Annotated in this window: 25 protein-coding genes; 14 read left to right on the forward strand and 11 right to left on the reverse strand. The window is 71.2% G+C overall.

What is annotated here, in order from left to right:
- Positions 1 to 93 precede the first annotated feature (93 nt).
- Together ACF1BE_RS06630 and ACF1BE_RS06635 are read left to right on the forward strand one after the other, a co-directional pair.
- On the forward strand, positions 94 to 774 hold the full coding sequence (locus tag ACF1BE_RS06630; protein WP_392197872.1) for a hypothetical protein: 681 nt from the start codon (positions 94 to 96) through the stop codon (positions 772 to 774).
- Positions 771 to 1,559, forward strand: coding sequence for an alpha/beta fold hydrolase (locus tag ACF1BE_RS06635; RefSeq protein WP_392197873.1), 789 nt, complete (start codon positions 771 to 773; stop codon positions 1,557 to 1,559). Before ACF1BE_RS06630 ends, ACF1BE_RS06635 begins: the two co-directional genes overlap by 4 nt.
- 34 nt (positions 1,560 to 1,593) lie before the next feature.
- Here the strand turns inward: ACF1BE_RS06635 and ACF1BE_RS06640 are convergent, their stop codons facing one another.
- Positions 1,594 to 2,853: a PP2C family protein-serine/threonine phosphatase gene (locus ACF1BE_RS06640; protein WP_392198217.1), complete on the reverse strand. Its 1,260-nt coding sequence runs from the start codon at positions 2,851 to 2,853 to the stop codon at positions 1,594 to 1,596.
- Between the two features lie 135 nt (positions 2,854 to 2,988).
- Positions 2,989 to 3,717 (reverse strand): GAF and ANTAR domain-containing protein, encoded by a 729-nt coding sequence (locus ACF1BE_RS06645; RefSeq protein WP_392197874.1) that lies wholly within the window; start codon positions 3,715 to 3,717, stop codon positions 2,989 to 2,991.
- Positions 3,718 to 4,229: 512 nt separating this feature from the next.
- Here ACF1BE_RS06645 and ACF1BE_RS06650 point away from each other — a divergent pair.
- On the forward strand, positions 4,230 to 5,930 hold the full coding sequence (locus ACF1BE_RS06650; RefSeq protein ID WP_392197875.1) for a RecQ family ATP-dependent DNA helicase: 1,701 nt from the start codon (positions 4,230 to 4,232) through the stop codon (positions 5,928 to 5,930).
- Between the two features lie 69 nt (positions 5,931 to 5,999).
- Positions 6,000 to 6,248: a hypothetical protein gene (locus tag ACF1BE_RS06655; RefSeq protein WP_392197876.1), complete on the forward strand. Its 249-nt coding sequence runs from the start codon at positions 6,000 to 6,002 to the stop codon at positions 6,246 to 6,248.
- Positions 6,249 to 6,273: 25 nt separating this feature from the next.
- On the opposite strand, the gene ACF1BE_RS06660 is transcribed toward ACF1BE_RS06655, so the two are convergent.
- Complete coding sequence (locus tag ACF1BE_RS06660; protein WP_392197877.1) at positions 6,274 to 6,972, reverse strand: SDR family NAD(P)-dependent oxidoreductase; 699 nt, start codon at positions 6,970 to 6,972, stop codon at positions 6,274 to 6,276.
- Between the two features lie 105 nt (positions 6,973 to 7,077).
- Here ACF1BE_RS06660 and ACF1BE_RS06665 point away from each other — a divergent pair, with 105 nt between their 5' ends.
- Positions 7,078 to 8,004: a helix-turn-helix domain-containing protein gene (locus ACF1BE_RS06665; RefSeq protein WP_392197878.1), complete on the forward strand. Its 927-nt coding sequence runs from the start codon at positions 7,078 to 7,080 to the stop codon at positions 8,002 to 8,004.
- Here ACF1BE_RS06665 and ACF1BE_RS06670 read toward each other — a convergent pair.
- On the reverse strand, positions 7,980 to 8,261 hold the full coding sequence (locus ACF1BE_RS06670) for a hypothetical protein (RefSeq protein ID WP_392197879.1): 282 nt from the start codon (positions 8,259 to 8,261) through the stop codon (positions 7,980 to 7,982). The two genes, ACF1BE_RS06665 and ACF1BE_RS06670, sit on opposite strands and share 25 nt — an antisense overlap.
- Positions 8,262 to 8,448: 187 nt before the next feature.
- On the opposite strand from ACF1BE_RS06670, the gene ACF1BE_RS06675 reads away from it, so the two are divergent.
- Positions 8,449 to 8,925: an ATP-binding protein gene (locus tag ACF1BE_RS06675; protein WP_392197880.1), complete on the forward strand. Its 477-nt coding sequence runs from the start codon at positions 8,449 to 8,451 to the stop codon at positions 8,923 to 8,925.
- 257 nt (positions 8,926 to 9,182) lie between these two features.
- Here ACF1BE_RS06675 and ACF1BE_RS06680 read toward each other — a convergent pair whose 3' ends face one another.
- Positions 9,183 to 9,383 carry a hypothetical protein gene (locus ACF1BE_RS06680; protein WP_392197881.1) on the reverse strand — a complete coding sequence of 67 codons (201 nt, stop codon included), beginning with the start codon at positions 9,381 to 9,383 and terminating at the stop codon, positions 9,183 to 9,185.
- A gap of 201 nt (positions 9,384 to 9,584) precedes the next feature.
- Between ACF1BE_RS06680 and lanL the strand changes: the two genes are divergently transcribed.
- The 4 genes from lanL (at position 9,585) to ACF1BE_RS06700 (ending at position 15,093) form a co-directional block, all read left to right on the forward strand.
- Positions 9,585 to 12,245 carry a class IV lanthionine synthetase LanL gene (lanL, locus tag ACF1BE_RS06685; protein ID WP_392197882.1) on the forward strand — a complete coding sequence of 887 codons (2,661 nt, stop codon included), beginning with the start codon at positions 9,585 to 9,587 and terminating at the stop codon, positions 12,243 to 12,245.
- Between the two features lie 41 nt (positions 12,246 to 12,286).
- A complete protein-coding gene (locus tag ACF1BE_RS06690) occupies positions 12,287 to 12,439 on the forward strand; it encodes a VenA family class IV lanthipeptide (protein WP_392197883.1) in 153 nt (50 codons plus the stop codon).
- 738 nt (positions 12,440 to 13,177) lie between these two features.
- Positions 13,178 to 14,245 (forward strand): ATP-binding cassette domain-containing protein, encoded by a 1,068-nt coding sequence (locus tag ACF1BE_RS06695; RefSeq protein WP_392197884.1) that lies wholly within the window; start codon positions 13,178 to 13,180, stop codon positions 14,243 to 14,245.
- The gene (locus ACF1BE_RS06700) at positions 14,242 to 15,093 is read left to right on the forward strand and encodes an ABC transporter permease (RefSeq protein ID WP_392197885.1); all 852 of its coding nucleotides are present in this window, start codon (positions 14,242 to 14,244) and stop codon (positions 15,091 to 15,093) included. Before ACF1BE_RS06695 ends, ACF1BE_RS06700 begins: the two co-directional genes overlap by 4 nt.
- Positions 15,094 to 15,148: 55 nt before the next feature.
- Here the strand turns inward: ACF1BE_RS06700 and ACF1BE_RS06705 are convergent, their stop codons facing one another.
- Genes ACF1BE_RS06705 through ACF1BE_RS06715 form a run of 3 tightly spaced genes read right to left on the reverse strand, consistent with a single transcriptional unit; the run spans position 15,149 to position 18,577 of the window.
- Complete coding sequence (locus ACF1BE_RS06705) at positions 15,149 to 15,637, reverse strand: glutathione peroxidase (RefSeq protein WP_392197886.1); 489 nt, start codon at positions 15,635 to 15,637, stop codon at positions 15,149 to 15,151.
- A gap of 37 nt (positions 15,638 to 15,674) precedes the next feature.
- Positions 15,675 to 16,874 (reverse strand): DegT/DnrJ/EryC1/StrS family aminotransferase, encoded by a 1,200-nt coding sequence (locus ACF1BE_RS06710; protein ID WP_392197887.1) that lies wholly within the window; start codon positions 16,872 to 16,874, stop codon positions 15,675 to 15,677.
- Positions 16,871 to 18,577 (reverse strand): carbamoyltransferase, encoded by a 1,707-nt coding sequence (locus ACF1BE_RS06715; RefSeq protein WP_392197888.1) that lies wholly within the window; start codon positions 18,575 to 18,577, stop codon positions 16,871 to 16,873. Before ACF1BE_RS06715 ends, ACF1BE_RS06710 begins: the two co-directional genes overlap by 4 nt.
- Before the next feature lie 273 nt (positions 18,578 to 18,850).
- Between ACF1BE_RS06715 and ACF1BE_RS06720 the strand changes: the two genes are divergently transcribed.
- The gene (locus ACF1BE_RS06720; RefSeq protein WP_392197889.1) at positions 18,851 to 19,969 is read left to right on the forward strand and encodes a radical SAM protein; all 1,119 of its coding nucleotides are present in this window, start codon (positions 18,851 to 18,853) and stop codon (positions 19,967 to 19,969) included.
- A gap of 67 nt (positions 19,970 to 20,036) precedes the next feature.
- The gene (locus ACF1BE_RS06725; protein ID WP_392197890.1) at positions 20,037 to 21,107 is read left to right on the forward strand and encodes a methyltransferase; all 1,071 of its coding nucleotides are present in this window, start codon (positions 20,037 to 20,039) and stop codon (positions 21,105 to 21,107) included.
- On the opposite strand, the gene ACF1BE_RS06730 is transcribed toward ACF1BE_RS06725, so the two are convergent.
- The 3 genes from ACF1BE_RS06730 to ACF1BE_RS06740 are packed head-to-tail and all read right to left on the reverse strand — an operon-like array spanning position 21,108 to position 23,343.
- Positions 21,108 to 21,635 (reverse strand): hypothetical protein, encoded by a 528-nt coding sequence (locus ACF1BE_RS06730; protein ID WP_392197891.1) that lies wholly within the window; start codon positions 21,633 to 21,635, stop codon positions 21,108 to 21,110.
- The gene (locus ACF1BE_RS06735) at positions 21,635 to 22,270 is read right to left on the reverse strand and encodes a hypothetical protein (protein WP_392197892.1); all 636 of its coding nucleotides are present in this window, start codon (positions 22,268 to 22,270) and stop codon (positions 21,635 to 21,637) included. The genes ACF1BE_RS06730 and ACF1BE_RS06735 overlap by 1 nt, the downstream gene beginning before the upstream one ends.
- 56 nt (positions 22,271 to 22,326) lie before the next feature.
- Entirely contained in the window at positions 22,327 to 23,343 is a 1,017-nt protein-coding gene (locus ACF1BE_RS06740) for a PIG-L deacetylase family protein (RefSeq protein ID WP_392197893.1), read from the reverse strand.
- Positions 23,344 to 23,838: 495 nt separating this feature from the next.
- Between ACF1BE_RS06740 and ACF1BE_RS06745 the strand changes: the two genes are divergently transcribed.
- Complete coding sequence (locus ACF1BE_RS06745; RefSeq protein WP_392197894.1) at positions 23,839 to 25,740, forward strand: KedN5 family methylcobalamin-dependent radical SAM C-methyltransferase; 1,902 nt, start codon at positions 23,839 to 23,841, stop codon at positions 25,738 to 25,740.
- Positions 25,741 to 25,772: 32 nt separating this feature from the next.
- Positions 25,773 to 26,048 (forward strand): phosphopantetheine-binding protein, encoded by a 276-nt coding sequence (locus tag ACF1BE_RS06750; RefSeq protein WP_392197895.1) that lies wholly within the window; start codon positions 25,773 to 25,775, stop codon positions 26,046 to 26,048.
- Positions 26,049 to 26,107 lie beyond the last annotated feature (59 nt).

Here is a 26,107-nt window from a genome sequence, read left to right on the forward strand (position 1 = left end):
CACGGCCGCCCGGTACGCCGGGCGGCCGTGCGTCTGAGCCGGTGAGGAAGCACGTGGACGTGCGCGGACGACGTGCGCGGAAAGGGACTGCCGATGCGAGTGCGAGATTCCGTGGCCGTGACCACCGGGGCGTCCAGCGGCATCGGGCGGACCACCGCCCTGGCCTTCGCCCGCACGGGACGCGCCGTGGTGCCGGCCGCGCGGCGGGAGGAGGCGCTGGGGAACGTCTCCTCCCTCCTCGGCGCGGTGGCCCAGCCGTACACCCCCGCGTACGGCATGCCGAAGCACGCGGTCCGCGCGCAGAGCGCCGGCCTGCGCCAGAAGCTGCCGCTCGACCGGGGCGTGTGCACGGTGCCGCCGGGCACGATCGACACGCCGCTGTTCGGACACGCGGCGGACCACACGGGACGCAAGGCCGTCGCGACGCCCACGGTCCACAGCCCCGAGCGGGTGGCCCAAACGACGGTGGGCCTGGCGCGCCGCCCTCGCCGCGGGGCCGTGGCGGGGCCGATGGGCCCGTCCACGGCCCCGCGGTCCAGGTTCATGCCGGGGACCGGGGAGCGGATGACGGCCCACCATACGGACAGGACGCACCTGTCCCGCACGGAGTCCGCGCCGGCCGGCCACGGCAACCTGCACGTACCCGTCCCCGGCGAGGGCGCCGTCCATGGCGGGTGGGGCGGACGCCGCCGTACCGCGATCCGCCGGCTGACCACCGCCGTCCTGCCGGCCCGCGCGGTGGCGGGTGTCGCGCACCGGGCCCGGATCCGTTGAGCCGCTGGCCCAGCCACGAGTTCACGGCCGCCGCCGGCACCCGCGTCCACGCCGCCGCGCTCGGCCCGTACGACGCCCCCGAGGTGGTGTGCGTCCACGGCCTCGGCTGCTCCTACCGCTACTGGCTGCCGTTCGCCCGGGCTCTTGCCCCGCGGGCCAGGACGGTCGCCGTGGACCTGCCCGGCTTCGGCCGCACCCGCGGGCCGGACGACGCCCTGGACGTGCGGCAGCTGTCGCTCGCACTGGCCGACTGGCTCCGTGCCACCGGCCGGGGCCCGACGGTCCTCGTGGCCAACTCGATCGGCTGCCAGATCGTCGTCGACCTCGCTGTCCACGCCCCCGAGCTGGTGGGGCCCGTGGTGCTCACCGGGCCTACCTTCGACCGTGGCGCCCGCTCGCTGTGGACCCAGGCGGCCCGTCTGCTGCGGGACGTCCCGTGGGAGCGACCGTCACTCGCGCCACCACTGATCACGAGCTACGTCGAGTGCGGCGTGCGCCGCGCCCTGTACACCTGCCGGTACGCGCTGCGCGACCCCGTGGAACACAAGCTGCACCGGCTGCGCACGCCCGTGGTGGTGGCCCGCGGGGCGAGGGACCCCGTCGTGCCGGAGGCGTGGGCCAGGGAGGTCACCGCACTGCTTCCCCACGGCCGCCTGGTCTCCGTCCCCGGAGCCGGGCACGCCGTGAACTTCTCGGCACCGCAGGTACTCGCCCGCATCACCCTCGACCTGCTGCACGGGGAGGGGCGGGACGAGGCGAGGGGGGACGCCGGCGCGTCGCCGTGAGGCCCGCAGCACCCGACCGAAGAGAAGGCCGGGCCTACCGGTCGCGCCCGGCGCCGGACCGGTCGGCGGTCATGCCGTCGGGCAGCCCGGCCAGCGCCGCGGTGTCGGCCGTGGCATCGGTGCGGGGGCCGAGCCACTCGCACACCACGATGGTGGCGTCGTCCCGCAGCCGGCTGTGGTCCAGATGCGTCTGGATGAGTCGGCGCAGGGTCTCCGGGACGGACAGGCCGTCGATGTGATGGCGGACCAGGATGTCGACGAAGCGGGCGAGTCCGAACTCCTCACCGCCCGGGACACGGGCTTCGGTGATGCCGTCGGTGTACAGGACGAGCCGGTCACCGGGCTGGAGCTGCTCGCGGCAGAGCGTGGTGGGCAGCCGCAGGTCGGTCCCCATGGGATGCGCCGGCGGACACTGCAGAAGGGTGGTCCAGCGTCCGTCCCGGATCAGTACAGGCGGATGGTGGCCCCGGTTGACCCAGGTCAGCACGCCGGTGGAGGTGTCGAGGTCGGCGAGGACACCGGTGACGAAACGGGACCGGCCGAACTGTTCGACCAGCACCCGCTCGATGGCGCCGCCGAGATCGCCCAGGCCCGTTCCCTGCCTGCGGTGGTTACGGCAGGCGCCCATGGCGAGGGCGGCGGTGAGACCGGCCGAGGTGTCGTGGCCCATGGCGTCGAAGATCGACAGGTGGACGACGTCGGCGGCGGTGGCGTAGTCGTAGGCGTCCCCGCTGACCTCGTACGCGGGCTCCATCACGGCACCGATGACCACGCGGCTGTCGGTGTAGGTGCGGGGCGGCATCAGCGTCCACTGCATCTCAGCGGCGACGTTCATGGGCTGGATGCGGGTCAGCCGGGCGTAGGAGTCACTGGTGTCCCGGCTGCCGACCACCAGCATCGCCACCAGGGAGGCCAGCGCCAGCATGTCCTGGCGGACGTCCTCGCCGTCCCCCGCGCAGGCCAGGTGCAGTACGCCGAGGCGTTCGGTGCCGTCCAGGAGCGGCACCCACCATCCATGGACCCCGGCCCCGGTGTCGGCGGCGGGCACGACACATCCGTACTGGAAGGCACGCCCGGCGACCGTCCCCTCCACGGACAGCACCGCCTTGCCCGCGGGCGCCCCCGCGTGGGCGTCCAGCCCCCGGCCGGTGAGCAGCCGCAGAGCGTCGCGCCGCAGGTCCCCCAGGTAGATGAGCACGTCGGAGAAACCGGCCGTCGCGGCGTGCTCCGCGACCCGCGACGGCAGGCGTTCGAACGAGAGCACATGGCTCTCGGCCAGCAGCCCCGCCAGCATGCACCGCACCGCTCGGTCCCGTTCCGTCACAGCACACCTCCCTACGTCCCATCCACCCCGACATCACCAGATTGTGCTCCGTACGTCCCCGCCACCGGCCGGCCGAGTGACTCGGCGACGCGGACGGTGGCCGGCTCAGGGCCTGGGCCGCAGCGGGCGCCCGTCCGACGGCGGGCCGCCGCCCACGGTGGTGAGCAACTCCCCGCACAGGTCACGGAGCTTGATGTTGCGGTGCTGGGAGGCCGCACGCAGCAGGCCGAACGCCTCGTCGGCCCGGCACCGCTGCCGGCCCATGATCACACCGATCGCCTGGTCGATGACGGCGCGGGACTCCATCGCGGTGTGCAGATCGTCGGCGTACTGCCGCGCGTCGGCGATGCGCTGCGCGAGCGCGACGGCTCCGGTGGCCTGCGCGGCGAGCGCGCGCAGGCCGGTCAGATCGGCGTCGGCGAAGCCGAGCACCTTGGGCGTGTACAGGTTGAGCGCACCGGCCGTGTGGGTGTGGGCGGCGATCGGCAGCGAGAGCGAAGAGCGGGTCCCGCCGGCGGCGGCGTACGCCGGATACGGACCCCAGCGCTCCTCGTCCAGCATGTCCGCCACGGCCACCTCCTCACCGGTGCGCAGCGCCTGGAGACAGGGCCCGTCGTCCTGCCCGTACTGGGTGTCGTCCAGGTCGCAGGCGCCGGCACCGGAGCTGACCACGGTCAGCGGCCGGCCCCGCCGCTCCAGGGTGATGCCGACACCCTGGGCGGCAGGCGCCAGGACCGGCGCCCGGTCCGCGAGCACCTGGAGGAACCGTTCCACGGAGTCGGTGCTCAGGAGGAGGGGGGTGACGTCAGGAAGCACAGACGGCTGTTCGGTCATGATGCTGTGTCCTTTCGGACCCGCGCCCGAGGGGGGCATCGTGCGCGTCGCCGGGACCACGAGGATCCAGCCCGGAAGGTACCTCTCCGGCGAAACCGGCCGGCCGCGCCGGAGGAACGGAAGCGACGGCCTGCCATCCCCCAGTATCCCCGCATTCGCACGAATCTTCGGGCGGGGCGCCTTTTTCCGGTCAACGGGGGGCCGCCGACGGCAGCCGCCCTGCTCGGGAGGGGGGGCGGCGGAGGCAGCCGTCCGGCGGGAACCGGCTGGGAGGGGCTCGCCTTCCGGACGGGGACCGGTCGCCGCAGGGGAAGCCGGTCGTGCCGCACCGGGGTCACCGCGGGCCGTCCGCGCCGCCGAGTGGGATACGTCCGGGGACCTGACCGCCGGCCGGATCCGGTCCGGCCGGTACACGTGCGGCCCAGGCGGTATGCGTCCGGTCCGGCGGGTACCCAGGTCGGCGCGACGGGCGCGACACAACGCGTCCGCACCGAGCAGTGAGGGAGTGGGTCATGGGACGGAAGGAGCCGCGCACGGAGCAGGACCGGGCGACGCGCCTGCGGGAGATCGCCGCCGGCGTGTTCGGCTGGGACACCCTGCTGCCCGAGCAGCTCACCGCCATGCAGTGGGTCCTGGACGGCGAGGACGCCCTCGTCGTCATGCCGACCGGTTCCGGCAAGTCCGCCGTCTACCAGGCGCCCGCCCTGATGCTGTCCGGGCCGGTCGTGGTGGTGTCGCCGCTGCTGGCACTCCAGCGGGACCAGATCGCCGGCCTGCCGGACGGCGACCGCGGCCCCGGTGCCGTGGCGCTGAACTCCGATCTCGGTGCGGCCCAGACGGAAGCGGTCTGGGAGGCGGTGCGCCGGGGCGAGGCGCGCCTGCTCTACCTGTCGCCGGAGCAACTGGCCAAGGAGGAGGTGACGGAACGGCTGGCGGAGGCGCGGCCGGCGCTGTTCGTGGTCGACGAGGCCCAGTGCGTGTCGTCGTGGGGCCACGACTTCCGCCCCGACTACCTGCGCCTGGAACAGGCGGTACGCCGGGTGGGCAGGCCACCTCTGCTCGCGCTGACCGCCACCGCCGCGCCGCCGGTGCGCAAGGAGATCGCCGAACGGCTCGGCATGTGCCGGCCGCGGCAGCTGGTGACCGGCTTCGACCGGCCGAACATCCGGCTGGAGGTCCGCCGCTTCCTCGACGACGACGACCGGCGCCGGGCCGTGGTGGAGCGGGCCGCCGCCGAGCCCAAGCCGGGCATCGTCTACGCCGCGACCCGCAAGGACAGCGAGTTCTACGCCGCGGAGCTGGCCTCCCTGGGCCTGGCCGCCGAGGCCTACCACGCCGGCCTGCGGGCCGCCGAACGCGCCCGCATCCACGACGCCTTCCTCTCCGGCGCGGCGGACGTCGTCGTGGCGACCTCGGCGTTCGGCATGGGGATCGACAAGGAGGACGTACGCTTCGTCCTCCACGCCTCGCTGCCAGGGTCCCTGGACGCCTACTACCAGGAGATCGGCCGCGGCGGCAGGGACGGGCGCCCGTCCCTCGCCGTACTGCACTACCGGCCGGAGGACACGGGCATGCAGACCTACTTCGCCGGCCGCGCCCCGAGCCACGACGTCCTGTCCGAGGTGGCCGACGCCGTCCACGACCACGGGGAGGACCCCGCCGGCCTGGACGAGCTGCGCAGGGACACCGGCCTGTCCCGGAACCGGGTGACCGCGGCGGTGAACCTCCTGGAGGAGGCCGACGCCGTCACCACGGGGGAGGACGGCGAGGTCCTCCCGGACCCGGACGTGTCTCCCGGCCAGGCGGCCGAGCGGGCCGCGCAGACCGCGCAGGCGCACCGCCTGACCGACCGCACACGGGTCGAGATGGCCCGGGCGTACGCCGAGACGACCGGTTGCAGACGGGACTTCCTGCTCGGCTACTTCGGTGAGGACTACACGGCGCCGTGCGGGAACTGCGACATCTGTGAGGAGGAGGACGCGGAGCACGGGCAGGAGCGGCCCGCCCACCCCGCGGCGGCGTCCTACCCCGTCGGAACGGAGGTACGGCACGCGCAGTGGGGCGAGGGCACGGTGCTCAGCGAGGACCAGGACCGCATCACGGTGCTGTTCGACCAGGCCGGGTACCGCACGCTGGCCCTGGAGGCGGTGGCCGGGCGCGACGATCTGCTCACGGTGGTGCGCAGGCCGGGCGAGGACCGCTCCGCCCGCTGACGCACGGCCGTTTCCGGCGTCCGCCCCAGGGGACCCGGCGGCAACCCGACGCCGAGGGGAGTGAGGACCATGACCGACCGGAACGAGCACCGCGGGGACCGCTTCGACCGGGCGCGCAGCCCAGAGGAGCCCGGAGCGCACTCGGGCTCGGAGAGCCAGGCACAGGAGCGGGTCGTACCGGGCACGGCCGGCGCGAAGGAGGGCTACCGGACGGAGCACGGCACGACGGCGGGCAAGCCCCTGGAGGGCGTCGAGGCCGAGGACCTTCCCGAGGGGGACCAGGATGCCGAGGACAGCGGGCGATCCACCGGCCTCTAGGGTTCTTCGTCCGTAGCAGGCCGGATCAGGACCAGGCGATCTCGCCGTGGCGGGAGACGAAGCGTCCGGTGCCGGCGCCGGGCCCCTCGGTGGCGAGGGCGACGATCGCGTCCGTGCCCTCGGTGACGGTCTGGGGGCCGCTGTGAGCGTTGAGGTCGGTCGCGGTGTAGCCGGGGTCGGCGGCGTTGACGCGGATGCCCTGGAGGCCCTTGGCGTACTGCGTGGTCAACATCGTCAGCGCCGCCTTCGAGGCGGTGTACAGCGGCGCGACGACCCGCGACTCGGGCCGTCCGGCGTCGTGGGTGAAGGCGAGGGAGCCCATGCCGCTGCTGACGTTGACGATCACGGGGTCGTCCGAGCGGCGCAGCAGCGGCAGGAACGCGGTCGTGGTGCGGACGACCCCGATGACGTTGACGTCGAGGACGGCGTGGGCGTCGGCGGCGGTGAGGCCGCTGGGATCGCCGACGGGGCCTGACACACCGGCGTTGTTGATCAGGACGTCGATCCTGCCCTCGTGTTCGGCGACGTCCGCGGCCGCGGCGGCCACGGACGCGTCGTCGGTCACGTCGATGGGGACGTAGCGTGCGCCGAGCGCGGCGGCGGCCTCGACGCCCCGCTCGCGGTCGCGGGCTCCGACGAGCACGGTGTGGCCGTACTCGATCAGGCGGCGGGCGGTCTCGCGGCCGAGACCCTTGTTCGCTCCGGTGATGAAGGTGATCGTCATGCCTTCGATCCTGGACCCCGCGAGGGAGGCGCACCAGGGACACGTCGACGGTGGGAAGACCAGTACCACCCTCGCGCCCGCCCGCACGACCGGGTGTGCGGGAGGATGGAGACCGTGCTGACGACATCCGGAACCGGACTGGGCGCCATGATCCGCACGTGGCGGGACCGGCTGCCCCCGTCGGCCGCCGGGCTGCCGGTGGGCCGGGGGCGCCGGGCGGCCGGGCTGCGGCGGGAAGAACTGGCTGACCTGGCCGGGGTGTCGGTCGACTACGTCGTACGCCTGGAGCAGGGGCGCGCCACGACACCCTCGGCCTCGGTGGTGGCGTCCCTGGCGCGTGCCCTGCACCTGTCCACCGCCGAACGCGATCACCTGTACCGGCTGGCCCGGCTCGTGCCACCGGGGGACGGTGCGATCTCCGACCACCTTCCGCCCGGCGTGCAGCGGGTGCTCGCCCGTCTCGGGGACGTGGCGGTCGCCGTGTTCGCGGCCGACTGGCAACTGGTGTGGTGGAACCGAGGGTGGGCCGCCCTGCTGGGCGACCCCTCCGCCTCCCCGCCACGGCTGCGCAACTTCGCCCGCGACAGGTTCCCGGTGGACACCGGCCCCGCCCGCCTCGCGCTGTGGCCGGTGACCGAGGCGGACCGCGACGCCACCGACGCCGCCGTCGTCTCCGACCTGCGCCGTGCCACCGGCCGTTTCCCTCAGGACAGCCGCCTGGCGGCGCTGATCCGCGACCTGAGCGCGGGCAACAGGAGGTTCGCCGAGCTCTGGGCGGCCGGAGAGGTGGCCGCGCACCGCGAGGACCACAAGACCGTCGACCACCCGTCGGTGGGCCCGGTCACGGTGGACTGCGACGTCCTGACCGACGGCGACTCCGAACTGAAGATCGTCATCATGACCGCCGTGCCCGGCAGCGAGCACGAGACCAGGCTCCGGCTCACCGCCGTCGCCGGCCCACCGGCCATCACCCACGACCGAGGCCGCCCCGGACTCCCGGGCGGCGGTCAGTCCGGGCCTTCGGGAAGGTAGTAGGTCTGCCTCAGGAAGGCGGCCATGTCCTGGAGCGCTTGCGTGTAGCCGGCCCGATAGCGTGCGTCGGTGTCCGTACGCCGGCTCTCGGCCTCCGCCCACGCGTCCAGACGCAGGGCGATGAGCAGATGGTTGCGGTACAGGGTGCCGTGTCTGCCGCCGAGGGCGGCCCGCGCACGCCCCTCGTCCCAGTCATCGAGGCCATGGGTGTCGAAGGCGAGCAGCTCTTCGAGCGGTTCTTCGTCGGGCTGCGGCACGGTGGTCCTCCTGCCACGGGTACCCGGAGTCGGCACGGGCGGGACGCGGGTGACCGCGCGGACGCACGTACCGATACGGTCGGTGCAACCAGCACGCGCCGGATCGCGTGAGAGGTCGGGGGACGAGTTGACGTTTTCAGGGTAGGCGGCTGGATGACGAAGGACGCTTCGGAAGTGAGGCGACTGTATGCACCTGTCTGAGGACGGTGAAGGCCGGCGGTCACGGCAGGACGGCGTCGGGTCGGTGTCCGCTGCCTTCGAAGGGAGTGAGGGCATCGCCGCGGCACGCGACCTGGCCCGTTCCTTCCTGTCCGACGTGCAGGCCGTGCACGGGCTGCCGGTGTCCGGCCGTGCGATGGGCATGGTGCAGCTGGTGGTGAGCGAGCTGGTGACCAACGCCCGCAAGTACGCCCCCGGCCCCTGCCTGCTGACACTGACGGTCGAGGACGGCGCGGTCCAGGTGAGCGTGTGGGACGGCAACCCGACGCTTCCGGCGGTCCTGGCACCCGACCCGGGCCGCATCGGACAGCACGGACTGGAGATCGTGATGGCGGTCAGCCAGAGCTTCGCCGTCCACCGCGAGCCGATGGGCAAACGCGTCACAGCGACGGTGGTACTGGCCGACGATCCGAACGGGGGCGCGGCGGGCCGCCAGATGATGTAGGGGCCCTGGACGGGAACCCCGGCACCCTACGAGCAGGACTCGACGCCGTCCGCCGGGGCGAGGGTCGGCCCGCCTCCTCTTCCGCGGGTGTCGGCCGACGACGTGGTCGATCCCGTCGACCGGGTGACGCGCTCGCGGCCCATCCTCCGTCCTCTCACGAAGAGTTAGGCCCGGACGCGCGGAACTCTGGGGTACGGATCCCGCGCCCGGTCCGCTTCTCCGCGGCCTGTCGGAGGTGAAGTTCCAGCGGCGGATGCTCACTTCACCTCCCGGGCCAGACAGGCCGCCGCCCGGCCCAGGATCTCGCGCTCCGGCCGCCGATCCTGCTCCGCCCTGAGCCACGGGGCGTTCTCGGCCCGTGGCCGGGCCCGCTCCTCTCGCGCGCTCACGCTGCCGACGAGGCCCACGGGTGCGCCCTGGGCCTCGTCCGGTACGGAGACCTGCGTCCCACCTGCCACCTGGACATCCCGGCCTGGACCGTCAAGACGCATCGTCCAGGCGGTCACTCCGGAGGATCAGCCTCACCGCAGCGTGCGCACCGCGTGCGCGCTCTACCTCGCCACACACCAGAAAGGGTGAAGTTGGGCGGGTATGCGTGGCTATTTTCATATTATCGGGCAAACCCTCGTCAGCGGTTCTCGCCGTTGAGAGGGACACGCATGACGAGTAACGCCACCGAAACCGAACTCCAGGGCCTCCTCGAGCAAGCGCTGCACGCCACGGGTACGGACGCGCGCTGGACGGCTGACACGGACGAGATGTGGTGCCGCGTCGCACCCCGGTCCGGGTCGCGACGCGAACAGGGCTGGAAGCTGCACCTGTCGGCAACGACCGCCTCCGCGCCGGCGGTCCTCGCCAAGGCCCTGGACGTACTGCTGCGGGAGGAGTCGGCGTTCAAGTTCGCCCGGTCGCTCGACCAGGTGGGCGCGCTCAACTCCCGCACCACGCCCAGAGGAAGCTCGGGGAAGTTCATCACCGTCTACCCGCGCTCCGACACCGACGCGGCACGGCTCGCGAAGGATCTGCACCGGGCCACGGCGGGGCTGGCCGGCCCCCGGATCCTGTCCGACCAACCCTATGCGGCACACAGCCTGGTGCATTACCGCTACGGCTCCTTCGTCGGCCGGCGGCGGGTGTCGGACAACGGCCTGCTGGTGTGGTTCATCGAGGACCCCGACGGCAATCCCGTGGAGGACAAGCGCACCGGCCAGTATTCTCCACCCCCTTGGGCGGTCTGCCCGTTCCCCGCCGCGGTGCCCGTCCCGCCGCCCGCTGCGGAGACGGCGAACGCCCCGGTGGTGCTCGGCGGCCGCTTCGCGGTGCGGGAGGCGATCCGGCACACGAACAAGGGCGGTGTCTACCGGGGTACCGACGTCCGCACGGGCGCCCCGGTGGTGATCAAGGAGACCCGGCCGCACGTGGAGGCCGACGCCTCCGGCCACGACGTCCGCGACTGGCTGCGCGCCGAGGCCCGGACGCTGGAGAAACTCAAGGGCCTGGGGCTGACTCCGGAGCCGCTGGCGCTGTTCGAACACGGGAGGCACCTGTTCCTGGCCCAGGACCAGGTGCCGGGGGTCCCCCTGCGTACCTGGGTCGCCGAACACTTCCGCGACGTCGGAGGCGAGCGCTACCGCGCCGACGCGTCGGCCCTGGTCGCGCGTCTGGTGGACCTGGTCGCGGCGGCCCACGCCCACGGTTGCGTCCTGCGGGACCTCACACCCGGCAACGTCATGGTCCGCCCGGACGGTGAACTGCGCCTGATCGACCTGGAACTCGCCGTCCTGGAGGACGACTCCCCCCTTCCGACACGCCTGGGGACGGCGGGTTTCAGCGCGCCCGAACGGCTGACCGACGCACCCGTCTCCCCGACGGCCGACTACTACAGCCTCGGCGCCACCGCGTGCTTCGTCCTGACCGGGAAGGTTCCCAACCTGCTGCCCGAGGAGCCTGCCACCAGGGCCGCGGAGGAGCGGCTCGCCACCTGGCTGGGTGCCTGCACCGGGCCGCTGCGCCTGTCGGACGGCCTGGCGGAAATGGTCCTCGGACTCATGAAGGACGACCCCGCCGAGCGCTGGGACCCGCCCAGGGCCCGCGAGGCTCTCCGGAAGGCGGCCCCGGCTCGACCGGTGTGCGACACCGCCCGCCCGGCACAGGACGAAGCCCCTGACGACCTGGTGGCCGGGCTTGTCGACCACCTCGTCGACTCGATGACCCCGCAGGACGACCGACGGCTGTGGCCCGTGTCCACCACGGCCGGGGAGACCGACCCCTGCACCGTGCAGCAGGGCGCGGCAGGCGTCCTGGCAGTACTGACGAGGTACTTCGAACTCACCGGCGACCCCCGCCTGCCCGAGCTGGTCTCCACCGCGGGCCACTGGATCGCCCACCGCACCGACACCGGCTCCACGCGCCCCGGCCTGCACTTCGGCGGCCGCGGTACTGCCTGGGCCCTGTACGACGCCGGACGCGCCGTCGACGACCGCCGGCTCATCGACCACGCGACGGCCCTGGCGCTGGCGCCGCAACAAGGCACGCCCAGCCACGACATCACCCACGGCACCGCGGGCAGCGGACTCGCCGCCCTCCACCTGTGGCACCGCACGGGCGACCCGCGCTTCGCGGAACGTGCCGTCGAGGCCGCCGATCGACTGGTCGCCGCCGCGCAGCACGAGTCATCCGGAGTCAGCTGGGCGGTTCCCGCCGAAACCGTCTCCCAGACGGCCGGCAAACGCTACCTCGGCTTCGCCCACGGAACGGCCGGCATCGGCTGCTTCCTCCTCGCCGCCGCACTCGTCTCACAAGACCCCAAGCACATGGAGCTGGCCGTGGAGGCCGGCGAGCACCTGCTCGCCCACGCCGTACCCACCGGCGCGGCGGCACACTGGCCCGCCCAGGCCACGGACGCCCCCACCGCCCCGTACTGGTGCCACGGCGCCGCGGGCATCGGCACCTTCCTCCTCCCGCTGTGGCAGGTCACCGGAGACGACCGGTTCGGCGACCTCGCCCGCCGCGCCACGCACGCCGTCGCGGAACACGCCACCCGCGCCGCCCTCACCCAGTGCCACGGACTGGCGGGCAACGGTGACTTCCTCCTCGACATGGCCGACGCCACGGGCGACCCCGCCTACCGCGCCATGGCCGGGGAGCTGGCCCGCCTCATCCTCTCCGAACGGGCCCACCGTCACGGCCACGTGGTCTTCCCCAACGAGTACGGGGACGTCTCGACCAGTTGGAGCGACGGGTCCGCCGGAATCCTGGCCTTCCTTCTCCGCCTCCACCACTCAGACCCCCGGCACTGGATGGTCCAGCTGCCGGCCTAGCGGCAGAAATCCTGCCGCTATCCCGCAGAAAAGGAGAAACCGTGGAAAATCAGGAGCTCGAACTGCTGGCCCGGCTTCACGCCCTTCCTGAGACCGACCCCGTCAGCATCGACGGATCGCCGTCCTTCGCGACCTGTGCATGCGTCGGCCTGCTGACCGCCCTGAACACCATCTGTATCGGCATCACCTGCTAGGCCCTCTCGTTCGGATCATGCCGGGCTGGCGGGCCTGATCCGGCCTGATCCGAACGAAAGACCCTAGGTGACCCGACCGGTCACGGCATCCGGTCGGCGGCTGTTCCGGACAACCGCCGACCGGAGCGCCGGCCGGACCCGGACGCGGCCGTCCGGGGCTTCGCATCGCCCTCCGGCCACACGGCTTGCCGCCCGCCGGCAGCACCGTCGCCCGACGGCCGGTCACCGCCTCCACGGACAGCTTCCATGACCTGTAAGGCCAACGAGACGACATGAGCCCCCCGGCCCCGCGCCCGTACACCCGCACCGCTTCGACCGCCGAGGCAATGGTCGTGCTCAACCAGCGCACCGGTACCCACCGGCAGCCGAACCCCACCGCGCGCCCGACTTCCTGGACGGCGCGAACAACAACGAGGCCGCCGGCCCGGGGCCAGAACCCACGCGAGGAGGCCACATGGTGATCCACCAGATGGCTCCGCACCCACACTCACGGCTGCTGCCACACCGCCCTCCCGGCACCCTGCCGGCCCTCGTCGCCGCCAGGCTTGCGGCCGTCCTGCCCCGCTGCCGCATCGCCCAGGCACCGCGGCGGCTGCGCCGGGGGGCCGTCCCGGCAACCCTCGCGCACACGCGCGACGCCCGCACCGCCGTCATCGCCGGCCGCCGCCGCGCCGGACCGCGAGGCTGCCTGCGACGGTCACCGGCCACGGACCTGCCGCGCCCCCTGTGCGGGCCCTCATGACAACCCCCCTCACCAGCCCGCCCGCCACACACCACCCTCACGAGCCCGCGCACGCCATCAGCACGCGCGGTCTGGCCAAGAGCTACCCGGGACCCGAGGGCACGGTCACCCACGCCGTACGCGACCTGGACCTCGACGTGCCACAAGGCGAGACCTTCGCCTTCCTCGGCCCCAACGGCGCCGGGAAGTCCACCACCATCGCCCTGCTGTGCGCCCTGGCCCGCCCCACCGCCGGTCACGCCACGGTGGCCGGCGCCGACGTGCTCACCCAACCCCACCAGGTACGGCGACAGGTCGGCATGATCTTCCAGCACAGCGCCCTGGACCCGGACCTGACAGCGGAACAGAACCTGTTCATCCACGCACGCCTCTACGGGCTGCGCCGCCGCCACGCCCGCCGGCGCACCACCGAGGTACTGGAGATGGTCGGTCTGGCCGACCGGCGGCGCTCCCCGGTCCGCACCCTGTCCGGCGGCATGCGGCGTCGTCTGGAGATCGTCCGCGGTCTGCTGCACGCCCCGCAGGTGCTGTTCCTGGACGAACCGACCACCGGACTCGACCCCCACGCCCGCGCCCAGGTCTGGGAGCACCTGCGCGCACTGCGCGACCGGCACGGCAGCACGCTCTTCGTCACCACCCACTACCTGGAGGAGGCGGAGAACTGTGATCGCCTCGCCATCATCGACCGCGGCCGCCTGGTGGCACACGGCACGCCCCGCGCTCTCAAGACCGCGATCGGGGACGACCGGGTGGTGCTGCACACCAGCGACGACGTGACAGCACGACACGTCGTGAGCCGGATCGCGCCGTCGAACCGCGTCGTCACCGTGGACACCGACGGGGTCTGCCTGCGGATGCCCGACGGCAGCGCCTGGATTCCCCGCCTGTGCGCGGCACTGGAAGGCCACGGCATCGCCGTGCACGCCGCTTCCGCAACGCCGCCCACGCTCGACGATGTCTTCTTCCACCACGCCGGCCGCAGCCTGCACACCACGGGACCCGGCCGGACACCGACCAACCCCACGCCGTGCGCAGTCACGGCAGAAGCTGACGGCGGCCGATGACCACACTCACCCTCCGGACCTCGCGCACCCGCGGCGTCGAACGGCCGGCCCGCCTGCGGCAGGAGCTGCGCGCGGTCCACGCCCTGGTCCACCGCGATCTGCTGCGCCTGGCAGGCCAGCGCACCCACACCGCACTGATGCTGCTCCACCCCGCGCTCTACCTCCTCATCCTGGGAGGCGGACTGGCCGCCCTGATCCCCAGCACCTCATTGGGTGTCGGCTACCAGACCTACCTCTTCCCCGGGATGCTGATGATGACGGTGCAGATGCCGGCCATCACTGTGGGCGTCCGGCTGATCACCGACCGGGAAAGGGGCTACCTGCGCGAACTCCTGATGGCCCCGGTCAGCCGCTCCACCCTGTTGTCGGGAAGCTGCGCCGGCGGCACTCTGGTCGCCACGGCCCAGGGCGCTGTACTGCTCAGCCTGGCCGGTGCCGTCGGCCTGCCCTACGACCCGCTCCTCCTGGCGCTGCTCCTCGCCGGCATGATCCTGGCCTCCTTCACCATCACCGCCCTGGCCTTGGCCCTGGCCGTAGGCCTGCGCAGAGCCGAGACGTTCCACATGCTGCTCGGCCTGGTGATGATGCCGCTGCTGTTCCTCTCCGGCGCCTTCTTCCCGCTGCACGCCATGCCCGGCTGGGCCCGCACACTGGCCTCTGCCGATCCGCTCGCCTACGGAGTGGACCTGCTCCGCCGCTGCATCGCCCTACGGGTACCGGACCAGGCCGTCGGCGGCATCGAATGGGCCGGCCGGCAACCTCCCCTGCCCCTCGAAGCCGCCCTCCTGCTGATCAGCGGTGCGACGGCCCTGCTGTGGGCCGCCCGCCGCTTCAGCCGCTCGGAATGACAAGCCGCCCCGCACGAGCGGGGGACCGGGCGCAGATGCCGGGGGCGGCCGGGGATCAGGTCGGCAGCAGTGCTTCGATCCTGTCGATGACGTCGGGGGCGTCCGGCTTCACGCGTGAACCGATGCGGTGCGCCACCAGACCGTCGGGCGAGACGAGGAACTTCTCGAAGTTCCACTCGACGTCTCCGGCCACCCCGTGCTCGTCGGGGGCTGCGGTGAGGATCTCGTAGATCGGGTGCCTTCGCGCGCCGTTGACGTCCACCTTCTCGAAGAGGGGGAAGGTGACGTCGTAGGTGGTCGAGCAGAACTCCCGGATCTCCTCGGGGGTGCCCGGTTCCTGTTCCCCGAACTGGTTGCAGGGGAAGCCCAGGACGGCGAACCCGCGGGGCCCGTAGCGCCGGTGCAGTTCTTCCAGCGCCGCGTACTGCGGTGTCCGCCCGCACCGCGAGGCGACGTTGACCACGAGCAGTGCCTTCCCCCGGTAGGGGCTCAGGTCACCGGGCTCCCCGGCGAGCGTGCGGACGGGAATGTCGTACAGGGTCATGTCGGCGTGTCGCTCCGCTCCTGTCAGGGGTGCTCGTTCAGTCGGTTCGGGTGATGCCCGGGTAGGACTTGCGGAAGGCGGTGACGACGGCCTCGACGTCCTCGTCGGTCATGGCGGCACCCAGACCGATGGTGACGGAGCGGCCGAGGAGCCCCTCGCTGACCCGGTAGCGCGGGGGACGGTCCCACTCCACGCCCCAGGGCGTACGCCCTTCCCGCACGGCGCGGTTGGCCGTGACCGGCTGCCCCTGGTACATGGTGTGCGCCGGGATGCCGGCGGCGTTCAGGTCGGCGACGAAGCCGCGCGCCTCCAGGCGTGAGTCCAGGAACAGTGTGAGGTCGCCGCCCGATCCGTCCTCGTCCGGAAGCCGCCGCCAGCGCACCGGCAGATCGGCCGTCTCGGCGCGCACATGGCGTGCCACGTCGCGCAGGCGCCGGCACATGGGGGCCAGCCGGGGGAGCTGCGCGGACAGGATGGCCGCGGTCAGCTCGGTCATGCGCTGGTTGGCGCCGATGAACGGCGGGCTGTCGGCGGTTCCCCGCGTCGCGCCCTTGGAGGTGGTGAACTGGCCGCCCTGGTCCTGGTACCGGGCCACCCGGTCGTACACGTCGGCATCGGCCATGGTGACCGCGCCGCCCTCGCCGGCGGTGATGTTCTTGTCGAGCTGGAAGCTGAAGGCGCCCGCGTCGCCGAGGCTGCCGACGGGCCGTCCCCCGTAGCTGACGCCGGCGGCCTGGGCCGCGTCCTCGATCACCCGCAGTCCGTGCCGGCGCGCGACCTCCGTGATCGGCCCCATGTCGGCGGCGACGTTGTTGAGGTGGACCGGCATCACGCCCCAGGTGCGCTCGGTGATCCGCTCCTCCAGCTTCGCGGGGTCCAGGGTCAGCGAGTCGTCGACCTCTGCGAAGACGGGAACGCCGCGGGCGGCGACGACGGCGCCGACACTGCCGACGAAGGTCACGGCGGGCACGATCACCTCCGCCCCGGGCGGGATCGCCAGGCCGATCATCGCGGCGGTGAGCGCGGCGGTGCCGGATGACACGGCCACCGTGTGCGGGACCCCCGCCACCTCGGAGAACGCGGCCTCGAACGTGTCGGTCCGGTGGCGCAGGTCCGGCCCGTAATAGCGAAACAGCGACCGGGACCGGATCACCTCCATGGCGGCGGCCGCCTCCTCCTCCCCCCACAGGGCGAGGGCCCGCCAGGTCTCGTACCGCATCCCCGGGCCGCCGGTCACGCGGCCGCCTCCGTCACCGTGTCGAGGTCCGTCGTGCTGTGGGCCACCACGAAGTCCTCCAGGAAGAGATAGTCGAGCCGGCTCGGCCCGAAGAAGGCCAGCGCCTGTTCGGGGGTCTCCACGATCGGCTCACCGCGGTCGTTGAAGGAGGTGTTGAGCACGACGGGTACGGAGGTGAGCTCGCCGAACCGTTCCACCAGTTCGTAGAAGGCGCCGTTCGCCTCCGGGGTCAGCGTCTGGACCCGTGCCGTCCCGTCGACGTGGGTGATGGCCGGCACCTCCTGGCGCTTGTCCTCCCGCACCGGTGCGACGAGCAGCATGTACGGGGACTCGATGTCGAGGTCGAAGTACTCGGGGGCCCTGTGGGCGAGGACGGCGGGGGCGAACGGCCGGAACGCCTCACGGTGCTTGACCTTGCGGTTGAGGATGTCCTTCATCTCCGCGCGGCGCGGGTCGGCGAGGATGCTGCGGTGGCCGAGGGCGCGCGGCCCGAACTCCGAGCCACCGGTGAACCAGCCTATGAGCGCGCCCTGCGGGAGGAGTCCGGCCGCCAGCCGGGCGGGCCGCGCCACGCGCCGGTAGGGCAGGCCGGAGGCGTCGAGCGCGGTCCGGATCTCCTCGGTGCTGTACGAACGGCCGAGGTAGGTGTGGCGCTGGGGCCGCGGGGCCGTCTTCGGCGCCTTAGGGCCGCGCGGCCGCGGCTGCTCGCCGAGGACGTGACAGCCGTAGTACGCGCAGCCGACCGCGCAGCCGTTGTCGCCCGCGGCGGGCTGGGCGAAGACATCGGTGAACGGTGTGTTCCGCAGGATCTTGCCGTTCGCCACCGAGTTGAGGACGACACCGCCGGCCAGGCAGAGGCGGGAGAGTCCGGTCTCCCGGTGCAGCCAGTCGGCGGCGTGCAGGACGGCCGTCTCCAGGAGGTCCTGAGCCGCCCAGGCGAGGTCGGCGCCCCGCGCGAAGCGCTCGTCCCCTTCGAGTCCGTCCAGGGCGTGCTCGACGAAGTGCAGCAGTCCGCCGCTCTTCAGGTGCAGTGCGAACCGGCCCTCCGGCAGGAGGTCGAGGTAGCGGTGGAACTCCGCCCGGTAGCGGTCGGTCCCGTAGGGCGCGAGGCCCATGGTCTTGCCGTCCTCGGTCAGGTACCAGCTGCCCTCCTCGTAGAGGGTGAAGCCGATGGCCCTGCTGACCGCCTTGTACATGAACCCGAGCGAGTGGTCGCTGTCACCGGCCTGGTAGACCTTGGCCTCCCGCAGGCCGTCGGTGCTCCAGTTGGTCCCGTACACCTTGGAGATCTCGGTGATCTCCGTGCCGTTGCCGACCGACATGGTCATGGTCTCGACGCCATGCCCCTCGAAGAGGCTGCCGGCGCCGTCGACCACGAGGATCGCGGCCTCCGGGAAGGGCGAGGGATAAAAAGCGCTGGCGGCGTGCGCCATGTGATGCCGGATGAGGGTCATCCGACTGCGGAACGGGAAGTAGCAACTGGGCAGGAGGGTGTCGTCCGCGACGATCGCCTCCACCTCGCCGAGCCGGACTCCCCGGGTTGTCAGGCAGTACCGCCAGCACTGGTTCGCCAGGGAATTCACATTGACGGCATATTTGCGGCGCGTCAGCCGCTCTTCTTCTATGCCGACGACGATCTCACCGTTCTCGACCAGACAAGCCGAGAAGTCATGGTTGGAACCACCGAGCCCGAGAGCCAGCATACTGCCGTCCTTACTGCCAGTTCAGCCTACTGATTTGGCGAGCACGTGGGACGTAACGCTACCTCGTTACAACTGGTCAGTCGTCAGGCGCATATGAGCCATCCTCCGGCCAGATCGAGTCGCCTTCCAGCCGAACGACAGCGCCGCCGGACGCGCGCATTGACCCTGTGTTCAGGGTGAACTTAGACTCGTCGGTCAACGGAGCGTCATGCGTGAAAACGACCCTGGGTTCGGTGATAAGGCATGGCCCTGAAAAGTGATTTCCGTGAAGCGATGTTCGCACATCGTGACGGGCAGGACCGTCTCAAACTCCTCATGAACGACATGGTCATCGAGGAGCAGTTGTGCCAGATGCGATGCTCCTACTGCCTCACCGAGGACTTCAACCTGCTCATGCAGGTCCCGGACGCGAGGCTGCGCCTGACCACCGACCGGCGTGCGGACTGGCATGAGATCCTCGACGCCTATCACCGTCATGTGGACAGCCCCATCATGCGTCTCAGCGGTGGCGAGTTCTTCTGGCTGAAGGGCTCCACCGAGTTCGTCGCGGAGTGCAGCGAGAAGTACGAGGTCGTGCAGGTCATCACCAACGGCGCCTTCCTCACGCCACACCGGCTGGAAACCCTCGCCGAGCTGGGCAACGTCCAGCTGTGCCTCTCCCTGGACGGCCATACGCTGGAGCTGAACGGCCACCGGCTGCCGCCCAAGCAGCACAAGCTCTTCGACGTCATCATGCGACACCTGGACCACGCGGTGGAGCTGGGCATCCCCATCGAGATCCAGTCGGTGCTCAGCGACCTGAACGCCGGCAGCCAGGCGGACTTCGCCGAGTTCCTGCTCGAACGGTACGGGCGTGGCGTGATGCTCTACTTCTTCCCCGTACGCGGAGAGACCAGGACCACCCACGCGCCCCCGCTCGGCGACCATTTCGCGCCACTCCTGGATCGCTACGACGAACTGTCCGCGGTCCTTCCGCCGCGCGCCTTCGTGGAACACATAGGGAACCAACTGCGCACCGGCGTCCGCACCCTGAGGTGTTATGCGACGGCCACCATGGTCCAGCTCTTCGGCCAGGGAGACGTCTCCTGCTGCCCGTATGCCTGGCTCAAGCCCATGGGGAACATAAAGGAGAGCCCCGAACTGATCCACGAACAGTTCGGAAAGCACCAGCACTACGATATGTTCATGCAGTCCCGGCCCCGCTTTCCGTACTGCAAGAGCTGCACCGGACCGATCGACGTGGTCAACCTCTATCTGTTCGGCGGCATCTCCGAGGAGGAAATCGCGCGCTGTGCACCGTACGCCGGACCCCGCGCTCTGGACCGGCTACGGGAGCTGAAGTCGGCGTTCACGCCGATCTTCGAGCCGGCCGGGGAACCGTCCGCCCACTGATCCCCCCGGGCGGCGGAATGCCGGAGAACCAGAGCATACCGAGGCCTGGAGGAGAGCAATGATTTCCGTGGATGGGATTACCGGCGACGATTTCGCGGGTGCCGGGCTGCAGAGGCTTCTCACGCTCCCGCAGCACGATCTGCTCACGCTCGCCGGGGATTGGCTCGGCGAACTGGCACCGTGGCGGAACCCCGAGACCCTGGCGGCGATCTCCACCACCATGGGCGCCGAGTCCGTCCTCTCCTCCCTGTTCGTCTTCGGGGAACAGGTGGCGGAGTCCGACGTCCGCTCGGAGGTCCCCGGTCCGCTGCTCGATCTCCTGCTCCGCGCCCGGGTGCTCTCCGAGGACTCCGGAAAGGTCTCGGCCGACTACTGCCTGGTCCGCGGGGACGGCATGTCGCTGCTGGCCGCCTGGCGGGCGGCCGGACGGGACACCGGGTCGTACGCGCCCTGGGTCGGCACCGACTCGATGACGCTCTCCCGCCTCGTGGCGGCGCGCCGCGGTGTGCGGTCGGCCCTGGACCTCGGGTGCGGCACCGGCATCCTCGGCCTGTCGGCGGCCAGGAACGGCGCCGAGGTGCTGTCGGTCGACGTCAACCCGGAATGTACGGCGGCTGCGACGGTCAACGCCCAGATCAACGGGCTGGGGGACCGGCTGACCGCCACCGAGGGGGACATCATGTCCCTCTCCCTCGACTCCCGGTTCGATCTCCTCGTCTCCAACCCCCCATGCCTCCCGCTGCGTCGGGGCTCCCTCGGCTGGCTGGCCGGCGAGGCCGGGCTGGACGGCCTGGAGTTCTTCTGGGAACTCCTGCGCCGGGCCCCCCGGCTGCTCACCGAGGACGGCGAGGCACTGCTCCAGGCCGCGGCCTACGGGGACGACCGAGGGCCGTTCTTCGTCTCGGAGCTGGAGGCCGAACTGCGGCGTCTGAAAGTCTCCGGGCGGCTGCTGCTGCGGCCCTCGACGCCCCCGCGCTGGCCGGCCTTCGCGCCGCGTGACGAACACCAGCAGCTCACGGGCCCGCTCGGCGACGAGGTCCGGGAGTACGTCACTCGGATCGGTGCCACGCACTACTACGGCTTCGTCCTCTCGGTGCGACTCGGCGGCCAAGGCCTGGAGGTGGGCCGCTTCCAGTGATCACCCGGGCGCGCCGAGCCACTTCGACCCCAGCTCGGCGCGTTCCAGGGCCGCGACCGCGTCGGTCGCCTCGATCAGGGACAGGCGCGTGGTGTCGACCAGCCGGACGCCGGGCACATCGGGCACCTCCGCGTCGAGGTGACGCTCGGCCAGCCGGCCCGCGATGAAGTGCCGGCCGCCCGCGTCCCTCTCGATCCGGGTGGCCAGCGCCTCCGCATCGGCCCGCAGTCCGTAGTGGACCGGGTCCACGCCCAGTTCCTCGAACACCTTCTGGAAGCGTTCGTAGACCCGGCCCACCAGGACCACCCCGGTGATGATCACGACGCGCGCCCCCCACTCCCGGTAGACCGGCAGGGTGGCGCGCACGGTCGCGGCCATCAGGTCGTACACCTCCTCGCCGCCGTTCCACGGATGCACGATGGGATCGCAGTCCATCGCGGCGGCCGGGACGCTGTACCGGGTCACCAACTGGTGGCCCAGCCTCGTCTTGCCCACGCCCGGAGCGCCGGTGATCACCACGGCGCGCATCAGTTCGCGCCCTCGCGGACGGTCCCGACCAGGCGGAAGCCCAGGTGAGGGACCTTGAGCAGCTTCGCACCGGACTCCAGGTCCAGGAACTTCTGCTTCAGGACCGAGGTCACCTTGTTCACGTCCTCCCCACCCGTGGCCTCGGTGAGTTCCTCACGGGAGACGATCTGGCCCGACCGGTCGGACAGCAGGCGCAGCAGCCCCGCCTCGGCGTCGGTCACGGGCAGAGACTTCGAGGGGGAGCTCAGTGAGCCCTTCCCGTCGAGGCTGAGCACCTGGGTGTTCTCGGACGGCGTGACGTTCTTGAGGTAGCTGAGGGTCTCCACGAGCCGGGACCGCCGCAGGGGGCTGGCCAGCGTGAAGCTGAAGCCGCGGGAGACCGCGGCCAGGACCTCGGTGGCGGAGATGCCGTCCAGTACGGCCACGGGGTAACCGCCCCTGCGCTTCAGCTCCTCCATGGACAGGTCGTCCGGCCGGGCGGCGGCGACCCGGTGGAAGGAGACCAGCAGCGCGCCGGGCGGCGGGGTGTGTCCCGCTTCGGAGTCCGTCACATGCAGGGTGAGGCCCACCTCCGCGCATGCCTCCGTGAGGACCTCCAGGTCCGCCGGTGTCAGGGACTGAGCCAGTGCATACATGGAAAACCCTTCACAGAGCGGCGGGGCCGCGGTTGCCTGTCGTGTGGGGGAGACGGTCAGCTGCGCATCAGCCAGATCCGTTCGGCGGCCGGGGATGCCGGCGCCGCCGCGCCCTCCGCGCTCTGCGCCAGGCGCATGTCATGCCGGCGGATGCGCTGGATGATGCCCTTGCGTACCTGGATGCGGTACGCGCCCAGCGCCTCGCACTTGGTCAGCGCCGCCGTCTCGTCCACGGGCAGCAGCTGCGGGTGCAGTTCACCGAGTCCCGCCTCGGCCAGGCGCGCACCGAGCTGCTTCGCGGTCTCCTCCGCGGAGGAGAACAGGGAGTACGGCTGGTCCTCGTAGAACGCGACCTGCGCACCGCCGAGTCCGCCGCCGCGCGCCAGTTCCAGCACCGCCTCCCGGCAGGCGAGGTGGTCGACGTGACCGCCGACGCCCAGGGGCACGTGGACGAGGCCGGCGCCGTCCAGCAGGGCGGCCAGCCGTTCGGTGACGGCGTCGAAGAGCTCCGGCTCCTCCCGTGCGAACCCGCCGGGTCGGGCCGGGTCGGCGAAGAAGCGGTCCCGTCTGAGGTCGCGGTCGGCGGCGTCGACGAAGCCCAGCAGCTCCACCCTGGCGCCCAGCACGCGGGCGGCGACCGCTTCCTCGGCCAGCAGGAGACGTCGGGTCGTCGCCGGGCGTCGGCCGTAGTACGGATCCCTGGTCCAGGTCTCGACGCTGAAGACGTCGAGGAACCGGCCTCCCTGCCGGGCCACGGTCCCGCCGAGGGCCAGGGCGGCGTCGTCCGGGTGCGGGGACACGATCACGGGCGGCTCCGCGACCGCGTGGCCGGCTGTGAGCGGGGGTGCCATGAGCAGCAGCCCGAGCCGCCGCCAGAGGCCGATGGTCCCGCGGTCCGCCGCCGTGAAACCGTCGAGGGGCCGACTGCCGTCGCAGTGGGACAGCAGGACGGCGTCACGGTCCGACACAGGGCCGGGGACATCGACCTGACGCCCCATGAAACGGAGCCGGCCGTCGACTGTCTCCACATGCGGCAGGGCGGTCGGGCACCATGTGTCAGGAATCTCTGTCATGTAACTCCCGAGCCCGAGCGGTGACGAATGACAGACGCGATATGGCCGGAGCATACCGATCGCCACCACGTGCGCACAGAGGGCCTTCCAGAGCGGCAGAAAATGAGGGACGGGTGGCCGAAAATATCCTGCCGGGGTTGCTCTGATCTTTCGTCGCGGACCATCGGAAGGCTGAATGGTTTCCGGTCATTCATACCGTCCCGGAGGCTGCTTCCGGCGACGTCCTCCGGCCCGCACCGGCCGCCGGGAACGGGCCGCGCGGCCTCTGTGGAATTCGCACGTCAGCCGTCCTGCAGCGGAGGAGTTGTGGGCCGCCTGCTCGCACCCGGACGGTGACCGCCACCAGTGCGCCGGCATGGCCGAACAGGTGCCGAACGCAGGGAATTGGCCACGCCTACGGCCCGGTTTCGGCGGCCCCATTGCGCCGGGGATCTTCTCCTGTAGCCTCAAAGTTGCGATTTGGCCTGTCGGAGCGATTAGAGGACGAGGCAGTGAATGGAGACTCGCGTACTGCTTGTTCAGCAAGGAGTCTGGGGGAATTCTGCGGCCTCCATGCCGCTGGCCATCGGCTACCTGAAGGCCTACGCCGACGCCGATGAGCGCATTCGGCGGCGCATGGACATCTCCATCCGGAACTATCCCGGCGACGTCGCCCTGAACGCCATGGCCCGGGACCTCATCCGGGACGGGTGTCCCGACATCCTCTGCTTCTCCGTCCTCGGCTGGAACTACCGCTCCTTCGGTACCCTCGCGGAGACGTTCAAGCAGATGAACCCGCAGGGCTGGGTCATCTTCGGCGGCAACCACGTCGCCCACCAGGCCGAGCGGGTCCTCCGTATGTTCCCGCAGGTCGACGTGGTGGTGAACGGTGAGGGAGAGCTGATCTTCCGGGACCTGATGAACGGCTACCTCGACGGCGCCCGCCGCACCGAACTCCATGAGATCAGTGGCATCTCCTTCCGGGAGGCCGACGGAAACCTGGTCACGACTCCCGAGCGCGCACGTATCGAGGATCTCGAGATCCTGCCGTCCCCGATCCTGACCGGAGCGGTACCGCTCGTCGACGAAAAGGGCCGTTTCCTCTACGACTACGCGCTCATGGAGACGAACCGCGGCTGCCCGTACAAGTGCGCCTTCTGTTATTGGGGAGGCGCCACCGGGCAGAAGATGCGGGCGTTCTCCCGGGAGCGACTGCGCGAAGAGCTCGAGGTGCTGGGGCGGCACGGCGCGGAAATCCTCATGCTCGCCGATTCCAATTTCGGACTCCTGCGCCAGGACGAAGAATTCCTCGAAGATCTGCTCCGGGTGCGCAGTACATACGGGTTCCCGAGGAGACTCGAGACCTCCTGGGCCAAGAACAAGTCTCCCGGCTTCTACCGCATCATGGAGAAGATGAAGCAGTCCGGGATGCACAGCGCCTTCATCCTCGCCCTGCAGACGATGGATGATTCCGTGCTGGATCTCATGCGCCGGCGGAACATGAAGCTGAACGACTGGGAAAGCCTCGTCGCCTGGCTGACCGAACACGGCATCACACCGTATCTGGAACTGATCTGGGGAGCGCCGGGCGAGACGATCGCCTCGTTCCTGGACGGTTACGACCGGGCGGCACGGCATACGCCGTTCATTGCCGTCCATCCGCTGATGCTGCTGCCGAACACCGAGTACCACGACAAGCGGGAGCAGCACGGACTGGTGACCGTGCGCGGTGAGCAGGACGACTTCGACTACGTGCTCGCCCACAGGACCATGACGCTCGCCGACAACGAGCGCATGCTCCGCTTCATCTGCTGGAACCGGGTACTGGCCCGGAGCCTGTTGCTGCACAACATCTGGGTCGCCCTGCGCGAGCTGGCCGGCATCCCCCAGTCACGCGTCATCCTCAGCTTCTCCGACTGGATCGAGGAGAGCGAGGACCCCGAGGCCCGACAGCTGCACGCGGTCGCCAAGCCGGCGAGTTCCGCCAGCGAACTCGTCGACCCCAACGTCTGGCGACTGCTCACCAAGCGGCTGTTGCAGCAGTGGTGGGAGGAGGCCATGCGCCCCGACGTGCCCGAGCACCTGCTGCCGGTCCTGGACGAGGTGTTCCGGTACGACCTGATGTGCCAGCCCGTCCGCCCGCTGCCCGACGGTTCGGGTCCCGAGGAGGACCTCCCGGTCGTCACGAAGTACGGGGAACGCTGGTACCTGCGCAGTGACACGGAGTTCACCCACCGGGTGCCCCGGTTGATCGCCGCGCTCCGGCGCGGAGAGACGGTGAGCACGGAGCCGGAGCGCCACACCGCGGACTTCTACTACCGCACCGAGTTCGGTGGTGACCTCCAGCACTACTTCCGCATGGACCGCTTCCGCGGGATGACCGAGCAGCAGCTGCACGAACAGTTCACCAAGGTCTGACCGAGATGCCTCACAACGGGAGACGAGAGACGATGGACCGTGCCGGACTCATACGGGAACTCCACGAGATCGCGGCGGGCATGACCAAGGGCGATCACCGGCAGGCGCCCGAGGAGGGCGATGCCAGCCTCGTGGAGCAGTACGGATTCAGCTCCCTCGACGCTCTGGAGTACCTGCTGATCCTCGAGGAGAAGTTCGATGTCGTCTTCGAGGACGAGGAACTGACGGAGGAGACGCTCTTCTCCATCGAGGGCCTCGCCACCTACATCATCGAGCAGAGGGCCGGCGAGAGCCGCTCCCTGACGTGACGGCCATGACGCCGCCGGCCGCGCGGCCGGGTGGAACGGCCGGCCAGGTGTCGGTCAGT

Origin of the sequence: Streptomyces sp. NPDC014991, from assembly GCF_043080665.1 — a bacterium.
Lineage (GTDB): Bacteria > Actinomycetota > Actinomycetes > Streptomycetales > Streptomycetaceae > Streptomyces.

Excerpts from the sequence above, each read along its gene's own strand:
- ACF1BE_RS06630 (WP_392197872.1), top strand. The coding sequence starts at position 94 with ATGCGAGTGCGAGATTCCGTGGCCGTGACCACCGGGGCGTCCAGCGGC.
- ACF1BE_RS06640 (WP_392198217.1), bottom strand. The coding sequence starts at position 2,853 with ATGCTGGCGGGGCTGCTGGCCGAGAGCCATGTGCTCTCGTTCGAACGC.
- ACF1BE_RS06645 (WP_392197874.1), bottom strand. The coding sequence starts at position 3,717 with ATGACCGAACAGCCGTCTGTGCTTCCTGACGTCACCCCCCTCCTCCTG.
- ACF1BE_RS06650 (WP_392197875.1), top strand. The coding sequence starts at position 4,230 with ATGGGACGGAAGGAGCCGCGCACGGAGCAGGACCGGGCGACGCGCCTG.
- ACF1BE_RS06655 (WP_392197876.1), top strand. The coding sequence starts at position 6,000 with ATGACCGACCGGAACGAGCACCGCGGGGACCGCTTCGACCGGGCGCGC.
- ACF1BE_RS06660 (WP_392197877.1), bottom strand. The coding sequence starts at position 6,972 with ATGACGATCACCTTCATCACCGGAGCGAACAAGGGTCTCGGCCGCGAG.
- ACF1BE_RS06665 (WP_392197878.1), top strand. The coding sequence starts at position 7,078 with ATGGAGACCGTGCTGACGACATCCGGAACCGGACTGGGCGCCATGATC.
- ACF1BE_RS06675 (WP_392197880.1), top strand. The coding sequence starts at position 8,449 with ATGCACCTGTCTGAGGACGGTGAAGGCCGGCGGTCACGGCAGGACGGC.
- lanL (WP_392197882.1), top strand. The coding sequence starts at position 9,585 with ATGACGAGTAACGCCACCGAAACCGAACTCCAGGGCCTCCTCGAGCAA.
- ACF1BE_RS06695 (WP_392197884.1), top strand. The coding sequence starts at position 13,178 with ATGACAACCCCCCTCACCAGCCCGCCCGCCACACACCACCCTCACGAG.
- ACF1BE_RS06700 (WP_392197885.1), top strand. The coding sequence starts at position 14,242 with ATGACCACACTCACCCTCCGGACCTCGCGCACCCGCGGCGTCGAACGG.
- ACF1BE_RS06705 (WP_392197886.1), bottom strand. The coding sequence starts at position 15,637 with ATGACCCTGTACGACATTCCCGTCCGCACGCTCGCCGGGGAGCCCGGT.
- ACF1BE_RS06715 (WP_392197888.1), bottom strand. The coding sequence starts at position 18,577 with ATGCTGGCTCTCGGGCTCGGTGGTTCCAACCATGACTTCTCGGCTTGT.
- ACF1BE_RS06720 (WP_392197889.1), top strand. The coding sequence starts at position 18,851 with ATGTTCGCACATCGTGACGGGCAGGACCGTCTCAAACTCCTCATGAAC.
- ACF1BE_RS06730 (WP_392197891.1), bottom strand. The coding sequence starts at position 21,635 with ATGCGCGCCGTGGTGATCACCGGCGCTCCGGGCGTGGGCAAGACGAGG.
- ACF1BE_RS06735 (WP_392197892.1), bottom strand. The coding sequence starts at position 22,270 with ATGTATGCACTGGCTCAGTCCCTGACACCGGCGGACCTGGAGGTCCTC.
- ACF1BE_RS06740 (WP_392197893.1), bottom strand. The coding sequence starts at position 23,343 with ATGACAGAGATTCCTGACACATGGTGCCCGACCGCCCTGCCGCATGTG.
- ACF1BE_RS06745 (WP_392197894.1), top strand. The coding sequence starts at position 23,839 with ATGGAGACTCGCGTACTGCTTGTTCAGCAAGGAGTCTGGGGGAATTCT.
- ACF1BE_RS06750 (WP_392197895.1), top strand. The coding sequence starts at position 25,773 with ATGGACCGTGCCGGACTCATACGGGAACTCCACGAGATCGCGGCGGGC.